The sequence below is a fragment of the Tsuneonella sp. HG222 genome (genome assembly GCF_053819185.1).
Window position 1 is genome coordinate 321,534 of sequence record NZ_JBSOQZ010000002.1, and the last position, 12,956, is coordinate 334,489.

Sequence of the window (12,956 nt, forward strand, 5' to 3'; positions counted from 1 at the left end):
ATGACCGGCGCTAAGGAATTTGCAGATCAGACGTCCAAATTCGCCACGTTGAGCGCGTTGTCCTGAATGAACTCGCGGCGCGGTTCGACCACGTCGCCCATCAGACGGGTGAAGATCTCGTCCGTCACGTCGGCGTCCTCGACCTTTACCTGCAGCAGTTCGCGGTTTTCCGGATCGAGCGTGGTTTCCCACAGCTGCTCGGCATTCATTTCGCCCAGCCCCTTGTAGCGGCTGATCGACAGGCCCTTGCGCCCGGCGGCAAGCACCGCGCCGAGCAGTTCGCTTGGGCGGGTGATCGCGCCGTCGACGGGCGCGGGGGGGAGGTCGAGATCCACGTCGTCAGCCGTTTCCGCTTCGGGTTCCGGCTCTTCGCCCAGCCGGGAGAAGCGCGCGGGCCGCGCGAAGGCATCTGCGTGTTCGGCAGCCAGACGGTGGAGCTTGCGCGCCTCGGTGCTGCCGAAGAATCGCTCCTCGATCTCATGCACATCGGTCACCCCGCGCCAGGTGCGGCTGATGCGCACCATCCCGTCCGAGCCGGTCTCGGCGGTCCAGGCAGCCTCGGTATCGCCCATGCCGAGCCGCGAAGCCGCCTGCGCCAGCCGGTCGGCGCGCGTATCGGGCGAAAGCTCGGGTTCGAGCGCGCCGGCGAGCGCCATCTGCTCCACTATCACGCCGTCGTACTTGCGTGGCGCGAAGGCGATCAGGTTGCGCAGCCGCAGCGCGAATTCGACCAGCGTGCGCAGATCCTCTCCGCTACGAGCACCGCCGGCCGCTTCCAGCACGCGGCCCTGCAGCCCGTTGTCGACCAGGTGGCGGTCGAGCGCGGCCTGGTCCTTGAGATAGACCTCGCTGCGGCCCTTGCTCACCTTGAACAGCGGGGGCTGGGCGATGAACAGGTGCCCGGACCGGATGATGTCGGGCATCTGGCGATGGAAGAAGGTCAGCAGCAGCGTGCGGATGTGCGCGCCGTCCACGTCGGCGTCGGTCATGATGACGATCTTGTGGTAGCGCAGCTTGTCGAGGTTGAACTCGTCGCGCAGCCCAGTGCCCATCGCCTGGATCAGCGTGCCCACTTCCTTGCTGGAGATGATCCGGTCGAAGCGCGCGCGCTCGACGTTGAGGATCTTGCCGCGCAGCGGGAGGATCGCCTGATACTGGCTGTCGCGGCCCGACTTGGCTGAGCCGCCGGCGCTGTCGCCCTCGACCAGAAACAGTTCGCTCTTGGCCGGGTCGCGCTCGCGGCAATCGGAGAGCTTGCCGGGCAGGCTGGCGATGTCGAGCGCGCCCTTGCGGCGGGTCAATTCGCGCGCCTTGCGGGCGGCCTCGCGCGCGGCGGCGGCATCGATGATCTTGTGCACGATCGCCTTGGCGTCGCCCGGATTTTCCTCCAGCCACTCGTTCATCTTGTCGCCCATCAGGCTCTCGAGCGGCTGGCGCACTTCGGAGCTGACCAGCTTGTCCTTGGTCTGGCTGGAGAACTTGGGATCGGGCAGTTTGACCGATACGATCGCGGTCAGCCCTTCGCGCATGTCTTCGCCCGAAAGGGTGACCTTTTCCTTCTTCAGCAGGCCCGACCGCTCGGCGTAGTTGTTGAGCGTGCGGGTCAGCGCGGCGCGGAACGCGGCCAGGTGCGTGCCGCCGTCGCGCTGCGGGATGTTGTTGGTGAAGCACAACACGTTCTCGTAGTACGAGTCGTTCCATTCGAGCGCGACGTCGATGCCGATCCCGTCCCTGTCGGCAGAGACCGAGATCGGTTCAGGCACCAGCGGCACCTTGTTGCGGTCGAGGTACTTCACGAAGGCCGCGATACCGCCTTCGTAGTACAGGTCGTGTTCGGCCACCTCGGCGTGGCGCTTGTCGCGCAGGAGGATGTGCACGCCCGAGTTGAGGAACGCGAGTTCGCGGTAGCGATGCTCGAGCTTCTCGAAGTCGAACTCGGTGACATTCTTGAACGTGTCGGTGCTGGGCATGAAGGTCACGCGGGTACCGGTCCGCTCGCGCCCCGCGGGGCCCTTGATCTCGAGCGGCGATACGGCGTCGCCATGCTCGAAACGCATCCAGTGTTCCATGCCGTTGCGCCAGATGACCAGCTCGAGCCACTCGGACAACGCGTTGACCACCGACACGCCCACGCCGTGCAGGCCGCCGGAGACCTTGTAGGCGTTGTCGTCGCTGGTGTTCTCGAACTTTCCGCCGGCGTGGAGCTGGGTCATGATGACCTCGGCGGCCGACACTCCTTCGCCCTTGTGCATGTCGACCGGGATGCCGCGGCCGTTGTCTTCCACCGACACCGATCCATCGGGATTGAGCTCGATAAGCACGAGGTCGCAATGGCCCGCCAGCGCCTCGTCGATCGCATTGTCGCTGACCTCGAACACCATATGGTGCAGGCCCGATCCGTCGTCGGTATCGCCGATGTACATGCCCGGCCGCTTGCGCACGGCATCGAGCCCCTTGAGCACCTTGATGCTGTCGGCGCCGTAATCGTTCTTGTTGGGGGCGTTGGCGCCCTCTGCCGGGATGTTGTCGTCCATGCCGAGCATATAGGGTTTCGGGGGCCGAATCCCAAGTTTGCGCGGCGCATTTTGCACAAGCGCGGACGACCGCTATCACCTTCGGGCAAGACGGTGATTCTGGGGGGAATTTCGATGCGGCGGGTCGCACAGGGAATCGCGCTTGGGCTGGCGCTGGCCGCCGCGCCCCTGGCCGCGCAGGGAACCGGCCACGAACGGCTCGATGCGCTGATCGCCGAGGCCGAGGCGGCCGATGCGAATGCCGACCCCGCCGAGTATCACGCCAAGTTCGTCGCCGCGCTGGAGGAAGCTCGCAAGTTCTACCAGCCTGGGTCGCCGCAGATTGCCGAGCGCGATCTGGGGGTGGCAACCGGGCTGGCGGCGCAGCAGAAGTTTGCCGAGGCCGGGCCGATGCTGGCGCGGCTGATGCCGGTGCTGGAGGCCAACCAGCCGGCGTTCCGCAAGGGGCTGATGGATGCGCTGAGCCTGCAGGGCTACATCGCGACCTTCACCGGCGACCATGCGACCGCCGTTGCGGCGATGGGCAAGTCGCTGGCGATCCATCGCGAAGCGGCCGCGGGAATGCCCAACGTGGAGCTTGCCAAGGCGCTGTCGAACATGGCCGGCGTCCTGCGCGAGGCTGGCAACCCGGCGGAAGCGCTGCCTTACAACACCGAGGCGCTGGCCATGCTGCCAATGCTCGATCCGCCGCCGCCCGAAGGGGCGCTGTGGTATGCCAACCGCGCCGCCTACCTGCGCGAACTGGGGCGCGACGAAGAGGCGGTGGCGACGTCCTACGATGGCCTCGCCTATGCCGAGAAAGCGCTGCCCGGCGGCCACCCGCTGATCGCCAACCTCCACGCCAATCTCGGCGTTCTCCTGATCCGCCAGGGGCGGCCGACCGCGGCGCTGCCGCTGACCCGCAAGGCCTTCGAACTGACCGAGGCGGCCGCCGGCGGCCCCAACCAGAACAGCGCCACGATGCGCGCCGCCTTTGCCACCGCGCTGGTCCAGGCGGGCCGGTTCGAGGAAGGCGCGGCGTTTCTCGAATCGGCACTGCCGATCATCGACTCGCAGCTCGGGGCCGAGAGCAACCGCGCGCTGCAGGTACGCGAGGCGCTGGCGCGCGCCTATCTACGGCTCGGCCGGCTCGACGAGGCACGCGGCATTCAGGCGGGCGTCGTGGCGGCGCGCGATGCACGCCTGCCGCCCAATCACGTCGGCCGAATGGAGGGGCGCCAGGTGCTCGCCACGATCGACCTCGCGCGGGGCGATCCGGCGGCGGCCGAAGTGGCGTTGGCGGCAGGGGTCGCCCTGCGAGCGGCGGCCATGCCGGCAAGCCATCCCGACCTTCTCAGCGAACGCGCGCAACTGCTGCTCGCCCGCAGCCGTGCAGGATCGCTTCCGCCCGACGGTCTGGCGAGCGACGCCCATGCCTTGTTCAAGGCGCTCGTGGATGCGGCGAACCTGGGCCCGGCCGGGATGACCGTGCCGATCCGCGCGTCGTTCGGCTACCTGGCCGAAGTGCTGGCCCGCGCGGGGGATGCGGAGGGTGCTTTCCGCGCCCAGCAATGGACGGCCCGTACCAGCGTGGACGACGCGGCGATCGCAGCCGAGATGGCGCGTCTCGAACAGGCGGGCGGCGCGGCGGCGCGCAGCCTGGCCGAGCGGCGTGCGCTCGTCGTCGAGCGGTCGAGCCTGCTCGCCGCCGCCGAAACCGATGTCGCGAATCCGTCGGGCAAATTCGACGTTTCGGCCGCGAACGCGCGCATTGCCGCGATCGATGCAGCCCTTGCGGCCCTCGATCGGCAGGTGGTGGCCAGTGGCGGCCGCGTCCCCGCCTTTACCGCGAGCTCGATAGCCCAGGTGCGCGCGCAGCTGGGCGCGGGCGAGGTCTTCCTGCAGGCAAGCGACGTGGGCGACGGCTACGCGATCACTGCGGTCGATCGAACGGCCCACTGGCAGTACCTTGTGCCCGGGAAAGAGACCGACATCCGCGCCATGGCCGCCAGGCTGCGTGGCTCGCTCGATCCGGAGCAGAGCGGCAAGCCTTTCGACAGGGCGACCGCGGCCGCGCTCTACGCGGCGGTCGTACGGCCCGACCTCGCCGCTGTGTTGCGAGAGGCGCGGCACCTGAAGGTCAGCGCCAACGGGGCGCTCGGTGCGGTGCCGTTCGGCGTTCTCGTGCCCGACCAAAGCGGCACGGACTACCTGATCGACCGGCTGGCGGTGACCCGGCTTCCCGGCGTGCCGCGCCGTCAGGGCCGCGACAGCGCGCCGCCGGTCCCGCAACTCGTCGGCCTGGGCGACATCGGCGACCTCGACTTGCCGGCCGGGGAGACGATTACGCGCGGCGCACGGTCGATCGATCTTGCCGCGCTGCCGCGGCTGCCCGGCGCGGCCGGCGAGCTGGCGGACCTCGCCCGGGTGCTCGGCGTGCGCGAGCCGCTGATCCTGACCGGCGAGGAGGCGACCGAAGCGGCGCTGCGGGCCGCCGACGTGGCCCCCGGCTCGGTGCTCGCCTTCGCCACCCACGGCCTGGTCTCGGGCGAAGTCGAAGGGCTGCGCGAGCCGGCGCTCCTGCTGGCGGCGGCGGGGAGCGACGATGGGCTGCTGACCGCAAGCGAGATCGCCCGGCTCGACCTCCCTGCCCGCTGGGTCCTGCTTTCGGCGTGCAACACCGCAGCCGGCGCGGGCCCCGATGCTCCGGGCCTGTCAGGCCTGGCGCAAGCCTTCATCATGGCCGGGGCGGAGGAGATTCTCGCGACCCACTGGCCGGTGCGCGACGACATGGCGCGGCTGGTCGCGACCGGGACGCTGGCCGCGGCCGCCGGCGGAGCCGCGCCTGCCGAGGCGCTGCGCCGCAGTGTGCTCGCGGCGCGGGGGAGCGGCCGCCCCCAAGCGTCCCATCCGGCGCTGTGGGGCGCGTTCGAACTGGTGGAATAGCGATCCAACTGATTGGCTAATGTCGCGCCTTGCCGACCTGAGCAGGGGATGACCCCGCCGAAAAGACGGGGCGCGGCGGTCCGGGAGGAGAGAGAGGGGGAGCCGCCGCGCCCCGTACGGGTCTTCGGCTGAAGTCGGCGTCCGATCAGGCGATCGTCGCAGACAGCATCGCGCCGCTAAGGGTGGCGGCAGCGAGGAAGACCAGGATGTGCGATGCGAAATGTCGCATGCCGTTGCTCCTGTTCTGGATTGTCGCCGGCTGGTGGCAAGGGGGGAGAGGGGGCGCCGACCAGCCGGCTCGGAGGGGCAAATAGTGTTGCGCCCTTTTCAACTCAAATGCGAAAAACGCCAGTGCTGTTGCGTTTGACGCAACGCCCAAGTCAGACCCAGAACAGCGGGAACGGGTAGCGGGCGGCGTGTTCGAAATACGAGTTGAAGATCTTCTTCGCGAGATTTTTCATGGCGTTGTCCTTTGTTTCGTGCGGTGCCTTGCGGCGTTCGCTGACTGTCCCCAGGCGCCCGTGTGACGCCTGGGGCGACGATCTCCTTTCGGAAGAGCATCCAGTTTGTATGTTCTGCTTACAATTGTGCGGTGCACCATCGCATATTGCAATTGCGAAAAGTCGACGCGGTGTTGCGCTCTTTGCATCGATGGACGGGTGGATCGCTGCCTATGGACAGCCGTCGGGCGCATCCCGTAACGGACCGCATGGCAGCCGCGCATCTCCCCGATTCCATCCTCCCGGATTCGATCCTCATCGTCGACTTCGGGAGCCAGGTTACACAGCTCATCGCCCGCCGCGTGCGCGAGGCGGGGGTTTATTCCGAGATCGCGCCTTTCACCCAGGCCGAGGAGGCGTTTCACCGTCTCAAACCCAGGGGCATCATCCTGTCGGGCTCGCCCGCCGGGGTGCCAGAGGAAGGCAGCCCACGCGCGCCAGAGATCCTGTTCCAGGCGGGCCTGCCGATCCTCGGGATCTGCTACGGCCAGCAGGTCATGAGCCACCAGCTCGGCGGCGAGGTCCGGCCGGGGCACGAGACGGGCGAAGGCGGCGAATTCGGCCGCGCCTACCTTACCGTTACCAAGGACTGCGCGCTGTTCGACGGGCTGTGGCAGGTTGGCGAGCGGCACCAGGTGTGGATGAGCCACGGCGACAAGGTCACGCGGTTTGCCCCGGGCTTCGAGATCGTGGCCGTGAGCGACGGTGCCCCCTTCGCCGTCATCGCCGACGAGGAACGCCGCTTCTACGGCACCCAGTTCCACCCCGAGGTGGTCCACACGCCCGACGGCGGCAGGCTGATCGCCAACTTCGTGCACCGCGTCTGTGGCCTGGCCGGCGATTGGACGATGGCCGCCTACCGCGAGACGAAGGTCGCGCAGATCCGCGAGCAGGTCGGCAGCGGCAAGGTGATCTGCGGCCTGTCGGGCGGGGTAGACAGTTCGGTCGCCGCGATCCTCATCCACGAGGCGATCGGCGACCAGCTGACCTGCGTCTTCGTCGACCACGGGCTGCTGCGCCTGAACGAGCGCGAACAGGTCGAGCGCATGTTTCGCGACCATTACAACATCCCGCTGGTGGTGGTGGACGCCGAGGAGCGCTTCATGGCCGGGCTGGCCGGCGAGACCGACCCCGAGAAGAAGCGCAAGTTCATCGGCAAGACCTTCATCGACGTGTTCGAGGAAGAGGCCGCGAAGATCGGCGGGGCGGATTTCCTGGCCCAGGGCACGCTCTATCCCGACGTCATCGAGAGCGTCAGCTTCACCGGCGGGCCTTCGGTCACGATCAAGAGCCACCACAACGTGGGCGGCCTGCCCGAACGGATGAACATGCAGCTGGTCGAGCCGCTGCGCGAGCTGTTCAAGGACGAAGTGCGCGAGCTGGGCCGCGAGCTTGGCCTGCCCGAGATCTTCGTCGGCCGCCACCCGTTCCCCGGCCCTGGCCTGGCGATCCGCATCCCGGGCGAGGTGACCAGGGAACGCTGCGACATCCTGCGCAAGGCCGACGCCATCTATCTCGAGGAAATCCGCCGCGCGGGTCTGTACGATGCGATCTGGCAGGCCTTCGCCGTGCTGCTGCCGGTCAAGACCGTGGGGGTGATGGGCGACTATCGCACCTACGACAGCGTTTGCGGCCTGCGCGCGGTGACCAGCACCGACGGCATGACCGCCGACGTCTACCCGTTCGACGCCAGCTTCCTGACCGGCGTCGCCACCCGCATCGTCAACGAGGTCCAGGGCGTGAACCGGGTGGTCTACGACTATACCAGCAAGCCGCCCGGCACCATCGAGTGGGAATAGGCGTTCGGTGGCCATGAGCGTCACCGAAAAGCTTCGCCGGCTGCAGGCGGTCCTGCTCGAGCGGTTCGGCCCGCATCGCCGCGCCGCCAAGGACTACCACGCACCCGAATGGTCGCTGGTGCAGGGCCTGATCGGCTCGCGCATGCCGAGCGAGGTGTCGAGCGCGGTGGCCGACCGGGTCCTGGCCGAGCATGGGACCTGGGATGCGGTCGCCGCGCTATCGCCCGCGGCGTTGGCCAAGGCGCTGAAGGGCGTGCGGTTTCCCAACCAGTCGGCCAAGCGCGTCCACGGCGTGCTCGGCGCAATCCGCGAGAAGGTCGGCAAGGTCGATCTGTCCTGCCTGAAGGCGATGGAGACCGAGGCGGCGATCGCCTGGCTCGAAGCCTTGCCCGGCGCCGGGCGCAAGATCGCCGCGCAGGTGGTCAATACCACCACGCTGCGCCGGGCGGCACTGGTGCTCGACACCCATCACCTGCGGATTCTCGCCCGGCTCGGACTCATCGCCGAGAAGGACGACACCGCCGACGCCTACGACGCGATCATGCCGCAGCTCCCCAGTGAGTGGGACGCCGAGACGATCGACGAGCATCACCAGTTGATGAAGGAGCTCGGGCGCGAGATCTGCACACCCAAGGCGCCGCGCTGTCCGGAATGCCCGGCGCTGGATTTCTGCCCCACCGGCCAGGCTCTGGTCGCCGCCCTCTAGTCGGTGCGGCGCGCTTCCGGCGGGTTTCGCCGCCTGGACCGGACTGGCTTGCGGAACGAGTGCTCTGCCCACGGCGTTGAACCGTCATGAGCCGCGCCCGGCGCGGACGTTTCAGGAAAAGAGGCTGCCATGACGAAGATTATCGCACTCGCCGCCGCGTGCGGCGCCATCGCGCTGGCCGGCTGCGCCACGCTGGAAGAGGAGGCGGTCGACGCCACCTCCGATACCTACAATGCCACGCTGCTGGGTTCGAACCAGGTGGGCGGGGGCGATCCCGACGGCTACGGCAAGGCGGAGATTTCGATATCCGACGCGTTCGGCCAGGTCTGTTACGAGATCAAGGACGTGCGCGGCATCGACACGCCCACCGCGGCGCACATTCACTTCGGCAAGGCCGGCACCAACGGTCCGCCGGTCCTGGCCCTGACGCAGTCCAACGAAGGCACCTGGCAGGGCTGCAAGGACGGCGCCGAGTGGACTCAGAACCGCCTGCAGGGCAACCCGCAGGACTTCTACGTCAACATCCACACCGCCGCCTATCCCGCCGGGGCGATCCGCGGCCAGCTGGTCGACTGATCGGTCTGCAACAAGCGAAGAGCCGTCGCGGGGTCAGCCCTGCGACGGCTTTTTCGTGAGCGCGCGAAACAGGCCCAGCGCGAACAGCACGGACGGGATGGCAAGGGTCAGCAGGCCGGTGTTGCTATTCAATCCGGGCACGACCCACCAGTAGAACGCCAGCGCGGCCAGCAGCATGGCCCCGCCGCCGAGGTAAGCGGAGACGGGCGCGCCCGACAGCGGATTGACGAACAGGCTTTCGTAATTGCCGCCGGGCTCGGGCGTCTCTCCATCGGCCAGGTAATCCCTGCCCAGCACGCCGGCGTAATAGGGCAGCAGCGCGAGCATCAGCAGGCCGTTGAGCGCCACCAGCGCAATCGCCAGCAGCGAGAGCGTTGCGCTCCCCTCGATCAGGATCGAGATGAACAGCCCGCAGATATTGACCGGCAGGACCGCCGCCAGCGCGAAGGGCGTGGCGCGGTTGAACAGCAGCAGCAGCCCGCCGAGCAGGTGGATGAACTTGGCGACCGCCAGCAGGCCGCTTTTCTCGAACGCGGTCATCACCCGTACCGCCATCGGATCGTTCCACTGCGCGTCGCCCAGGAACGGCATCAGGTTCGGCAGGAAATAGTCGAGCGCGGTGACGACCAGGATCGCCCCCATCAGAAGGCGCAGCAGGTCCAGCGGACGGGTCATGCCTGCGCCTCCCTGGCTTGCGCGGCGGGAGCCGGCTTCTCGCCGAAAGGCAGCCGCATCTGCGCATCGCGAGCGAACATCGCCTTGTAGTGATCGATGTAGGCGGCGCAGAGGAACAGGTTGCAGCTCAGCACCGACCAGCCGTAGATCGCCGAACCGGTCCACCAGCCCTGCAGTTCCGTATCCCAGTACCACACGGTGAAGCTGACCGGCAGCACCGCGATCAGGAACAGCGGCAGGCGCCAGCCAAGCAGCACCACCACGCCCGCGGCCAGCTCGGTTGCCTTGACGAAATCGAACAGCCCGCTGTCGAGCAGCGCCAGGAAGGTTTCCATGCTGAGCGGCCGGTTGCCGATCGGTTGCGGATAGAGCCGGATGAAGTGGTTGAGCCCCGCAGGGATCATCCAGGCAGCGTAGATCAGCCGCACGAACCAGGTCGCGTATTTCATGAAGCCCTCCCCCGAAGTCTTCGTGCCCGCACGCCGTGTGCGATGCGGAACGGAAGCTACGCCCGTCGAGCGGGCTTTGTAAATGCCGCACGTATCGCCTATCTGGCAGCCTTGGCTTTACGGACCGCACGCTGTCGACGCGGCGGCCCGGTGCGAAAGGATCGACATGAAGCGCTTCGCCCTCCCGCTCGCCCTCGGCCTGGCCCTCGCCCTGCCGCTGGCCGCCTGCCAGAACGCCGGCGGCGGCGATGTCGTCGCCGCGGCCAGCGAGATCGCCTGGCGGCACGGCGATGTCGATGATGCGCTGGCGGAAGCCAAGGAGGCCGGCAAGCCGGTGCTGCTGTACTGGGGCGCCGTCTGGTGCCCGCCGTGCAACGAGATGAAGGCCGGTCTGTTCAAGGAAGCCAGCTTCATTGCCGAGACCGAGAACTTCGTCCCCGTCTACCTCGACGGCGATACCGACGGCGCGCAGGAATGGGGCGAGCGGTTCGGCATCAGCGGCTATCCCACGGTGATCATCCTGCAGCCCGACGGCACGGAAATCACCCGTATCGCCAGCGCCAACATGGCCGAAAGCCTGCCCAACCTGCTGCAGGTGGCGGCCAGGCGCACGACCTCGATCGAGACACTGCTGGCCAAGGCCGAAAGCGACACCGCCAGCCTGACGGCGGACGACTGGACGATCCTGGGCGGCTTCGACTGGCTCAACGATCCCAAGCATTTCGGCGATCTGCAAAAGGCCGGAACGCTGCTGGCGCAGCTGGCCGAAAAGGCGCCCAGCCCGCAACTGCAGCGCCAGTTCGGCCTGCTCGGCATGGTCGTCGCGGCGGACGAGGACGAGGAGGGCAACATCGTGCTCACCGCCTCGCAGCAGGCGCGCGTGCAGGCACTGCTCACGCCCATGCTGGCTGATCCGGCAGAGGTCATGGCGAACCGCCAGCAGCTCACCTATTACGCGCCCGGCCTCGTCAACGCTCTGCCTGCGGGTGCCGAACGCGATGCGCTGGCCACCTCGCTGCTCGCCGCGGGCGAGGCGATTTACGGCAATTCCAAGCTGACGCTGACCGAGCGGGTCAACGCGGTGCGGATCGATATCGACCTGGCCAAGGGACGCGCCGACGGCACCGTGCCCAAGGACGTGCTGGCCAAGGTGCAGGAGCGCGCCCGCTGGGCCGATGCGCAGGCCAAGGACAAGATCCTGCGCCAGGCGGTGATCGACGATGCGGCCTATCGGCTGTGGGACGCCGGCGACAAGGCCGGGGCGCGCAAGCTGGTGACCGCCGAGCTCGAGCGCTCGGAGCAGCCCTACTACTACATGTCGAGCCTGGCCGACTTCGCCGAGAAGGACGGCGACAAGGCGGGCGCCGTCGAATGGTCGCGCAAGGCTTATGAAGCGAGCCAGGGCCCGGCAACCAGGGTGCAGTGGGCGATCAACTATTCCAACGCCGCGATGCGCAACCTGCCCAAGGACAAGGCGGCGGTCGAAAAGGCGGCCGAGGCTGTCATGGCGGAGCTCGGCAAGATCGAGGACGGCTACTACCAGCGCACGCGGGTGAAGGTCGACGCCTGGGGCAAGAACCTTGCCGAGTGGGCGGAGGCCAACGGCGGAAGCACGGTGCTCGACGGGCTGCGCACGCAGATGGCGACGGTATGTGCCAAGCAGGGCGCGCAGGCGGCCACCTGCAACGCCTGGTCGCGCGCCTGAGCGAAGTCGCTCTCCGGCCCGCGCGGCAGGAGGATTGCGCCGCTCTTTCGCGCCTGATCGCGCAGCTAGGCTATGACGCCGAACTCGGCGATGTCGCGGTGCGGCTGGCGGCGATGGAGGCCGAAGGACGGGTGGTGCTGGTCGCAGAGATCGACGGCCGCGTGGTCGGCTGCCTCAGCACATCGGTGATGCAGGTCCTCCACCGGCCGGCGCCGGTCGGCCGCATCTCGATGATGGTGGTGGATGAAGCGCTGCGCGGACAGGGTATCGGCGCCCGTCTCGTCGCGGCGGCTGAGAGGCACCTGCTCGCGCAGGGCTGCCGGATCGTGGAGGTGACGAGCCACGTCTCACGCGAACGCGCGCACGCCTTCTACGAAGCCTTGGGCTACGAGAAGACGAGCGTGCGGTTGGCGCGCGAACCCTGAAGGTCCGCTACTACCGGATAGGACTAGGGGCTGGTCGGAATGTCCAGATCGTCGTCGGAGACGATCACGATCAGGCCGACGGCTGCGGCGAGCAGCGCGATGTACAGCAGGAACGACCCGCCGCCGAGAGCCTCGGCCTCGGCAACGTCGCTCGAAGCGCGGACGGGCGCTGCGTGCGCAGCCACGGACCCGAACGCCAGCGAGGCGGCGATTAGGGGTGCCATGACTTTTTTGGCAGGAAGCATCGGTATCTCCTCATTCGTGTTGCGGGCATCGAAGACCCGCCATTACGCAATCGAACGCCGTTTCGCAGCAAGATGCCGCTTTTGCAAGTATTTCGTGGGCGCCAAAGTGCTTGAGCGATTGTTTCAAGGACTGACGGGTTCGTTATCGCTATCGCGCGTGAACAGAAGGGCAAACGGCACCAGCGCGGCGACCAGCAGCGCGACGATCACCCAGTTGCCGACAAACCCTTCGCTCGCCTCGGCGGACGAGGCTTCGCGAGCAGGCGCGGCCTGTGCGGCGATGGGCGAAAGGGCCATGGCGGCGGCGGCTGATGCAGCCAGGGCCGAGCGGACAAGTATCATTGCAGTCTCCGTCGAACTTCGTCGATCCGGGCCCGCCCTGCCACGGCCACCGGCTTGCAGGAAAGCGCTTTTTTG

At 67.8% G+C, this 12,956-nt stretch carries 11 protein-coding genes; 6 read left to right on the forward strand and 5 right to left on the reverse strand.

What is annotated here, in order from left to right:
- Positions 1-26: 26 nt before the first annotated feature.
- Entirely contained in the window at positions 27-2,534 is a 2,508-nt protein-coding gene (gyrB, locus tag ACWPMZ_RS13070) for a DNA topoisomerase (ATP-hydrolyzing) subunit B (RefSeq protein ID WP_455704502.1), read from the reverse strand.
- Between the two features lie 114 nt (positions 2,535-2,648).
- Here gyrB and ACWPMZ_RS13075 point away from each other — a divergent pair, with 114 nt between their 5' ends.
- The 4 genes from ACWPMZ_RS13075 (at position 2,649) to ACWPMZ_RS13090 (ending at position 9,040) form a co-directional block, all read left to right on the forward strand.
- Entirely contained in the window at positions 2,649-5,459 is a 2,811-nt protein-coding gene (locus tag ACWPMZ_RS13075; protein ID WP_455704503.1) for a CHAT domain-containing protein, read from the forward strand.
- Between the two features lie 709 nt (positions 5,460-6,168).
- A complete protein-coding gene (gene guaA / locus ACWPMZ_RS13080) occupies positions 6,169-7,758 on the forward strand; it encodes a glutamine-hydrolyzing GMP synthase (RefSeq protein ID WP_455704504.1) in 1,590 nt (529 codons plus the stop codon).
- 13 nt (positions 7,759-7,771) lie between these two features.
- Positions 7,772-8,464: an endonuclease III domain-containing protein gene (locus ACWPMZ_RS13085; RefSeq protein WP_455704505.1), complete on the forward strand. Its 693-nt coding sequence runs from the start codon at positions 7,772-7,774 to the stop codon at positions 8,462-8,464.
- 129 nt (positions 8,465-8,593) lie between these two features.
- Positions 8,594-9,040 (forward strand): CHRD domain-containing protein, encoded by a 447-nt coding sequence (locus ACWPMZ_RS13090; protein ID WP_455704506.1) that lies wholly within the window; start codon positions 8,594-8,596, stop codon positions 9,038-9,040.
- Between the two features lie 33 nt (positions 9,041-9,073).
- On the opposite strand, the gene ACWPMZ_RS13095 is transcribed toward ACWPMZ_RS13090, so the two are convergent.
- Together ACWPMZ_RS13095 and ACWPMZ_RS13100 are read right to left on the reverse strand one after the other, a co-directional pair.
- Complete coding sequence (locus ACWPMZ_RS13095; protein ID WP_455704507.1) at positions 9,074-9,715, reverse strand: hypothetical protein; 642 nt, start codon at positions 9,713-9,715, stop codon at positions 9,074-9,076.
- Positions 9,712-10,164: a hypothetical protein gene (locus tag ACWPMZ_RS13100; RefSeq protein WP_455704508.1), complete on the reverse strand. Its 453-nt coding sequence runs from the start codon at positions 10,162-10,164 to the stop codon at positions 9,712-9,714. The genes ACWPMZ_RS13095 and ACWPMZ_RS13100 overlap by 4 nt, the downstream gene beginning before the upstream one ends.
- Positions 10,165-10,330: 166 nt before the next feature.
- Here ACWPMZ_RS13100 and ACWPMZ_RS13105 point away from each other — a divergent pair, with 166 nt between their 5' ends.
- Positions 10,331-11,869 carry a thioredoxin family protein gene (locus ACWPMZ_RS13105; protein WP_455704509.1) on the forward strand — a complete coding sequence of 513 codons (1,539 nt, stop codon included), beginning with the start codon at positions 10,331-10,333 and terminating at the stop codon, positions 11,867-11,869.
- Complete coding sequence (locus ACWPMZ_RS13110) at positions 11,815-12,294, forward strand: GNAT family N-acetyltransferase (protein ID WP_455704510.1); 480 nt, start codon at positions 11,815-11,817, stop codon at positions 12,292-12,294. The genes ACWPMZ_RS13105 and ACWPMZ_RS13110 overlap by 55 nt, the downstream gene beginning before the upstream one ends.
- Positions 12,295-12,317: 23 nt before the next feature.
- Here the strand turns inward: ACWPMZ_RS13110 and ACWPMZ_RS13115 are convergent, their stop codons facing one another.
- Together ACWPMZ_RS13115 and ACWPMZ_RS13120 are read right to left on the reverse strand one after the other, a co-directional pair.
- Entirely contained in the window at positions 12,318-12,539 is a 222-nt protein-coding gene (locus ACWPMZ_RS13115) for a hypothetical protein (protein ID WP_455704511.1), read from the reverse strand.
- A 123-nt stretch (positions 12,540-12,662) separates the two neighbouring features.
- Entirely contained in the window at positions 12,663-12,881 is a 219-nt protein-coding gene (locus tag ACWPMZ_RS13120; RefSeq protein WP_455704512.1) for a hypothetical protein, read from the reverse strand.
- Positions 12,882-12,956 lie beyond the last annotated feature (75 nt).

Excerpts from the sequence above, each read along its gene's own strand:
- ACWPMZ_RS13120 (WP_455704512.1), bottom strand. The coding sequence starts at position 12,881 with ATGATACTTGTCCGCTCGGCCCTGGCTGCATCAGCCGCCGCCGCCATG.
- ACWPMZ_RS13110 (WP_455704510.1), top strand. The coding sequence starts at position 11,815 with ATGTGCCAAGCAGGGCGCGCAGGCGGCCACCTGCAACGCCTGGTCGCG.
- gyrB (WP_455704502.1), bottom strand. The coding sequence starts at position 2,534 with ATGGACGACAACATCCCGGCAGAGGGCGCCAACGCCCCCAACAAGAAC.
- ACWPMZ_RS13090 (WP_455704506.1), top strand. The coding sequence starts at position 8,594 with ATGACGAAGATTATCGCACTCGCCGCCGCGTGCGGCGCCATCGCGCTG.
- ACWPMZ_RS13085 (WP_455704505.1), top strand. The coding sequence starts at position 7,772 with ATGAGCGTCACCGAAAAGCTTCGCCGGCTGCAGGCGGTCCTGCTCGAG.
- guaA (WP_455704504.1), top strand. The coding sequence starts at position 6,169 with ATGGCAGCCGCGCATCTCCCCGATTCCATCCTCCCGGATTCGATCCTC.
- ACWPMZ_RS13100 (WP_455704508.1), bottom strand. The coding sequence starts at position 10,164 with ATGAAATACGCGACCTGGTTCGTGCGGCTGATCTACGCTGCCTGGATG.
- ACWPMZ_RS13115 (WP_455704511.1), bottom strand. The coding sequence starts at position 12,539 with ATGCTTCCTGCCAAAAAAGTCATGGCACCCCTAATCGCCGCCTCGCTG.
- ACWPMZ_RS13075 (WP_455704503.1), top strand. The coding sequence starts at position 2,649 with ATGCGGCGGGTCGCACAGGGAATCGCGCTTGGGCTGGCGCTGGCCGCC.
- ACWPMZ_RS13095 (WP_455704507.1), bottom strand. The coding sequence starts at position 9,715 with ATGACCCGTCCGCTGGACCTGCTGCGCCTTCTGATGGGGGCGATCCTG.
- ACWPMZ_RS13105 (WP_455704509.1), top strand. The coding sequence starts at position 10,331 with ATGAAGCGCTTCGCCCTCCCGCTCGCCCTCGGCCTGGCCCTCGCCCTG.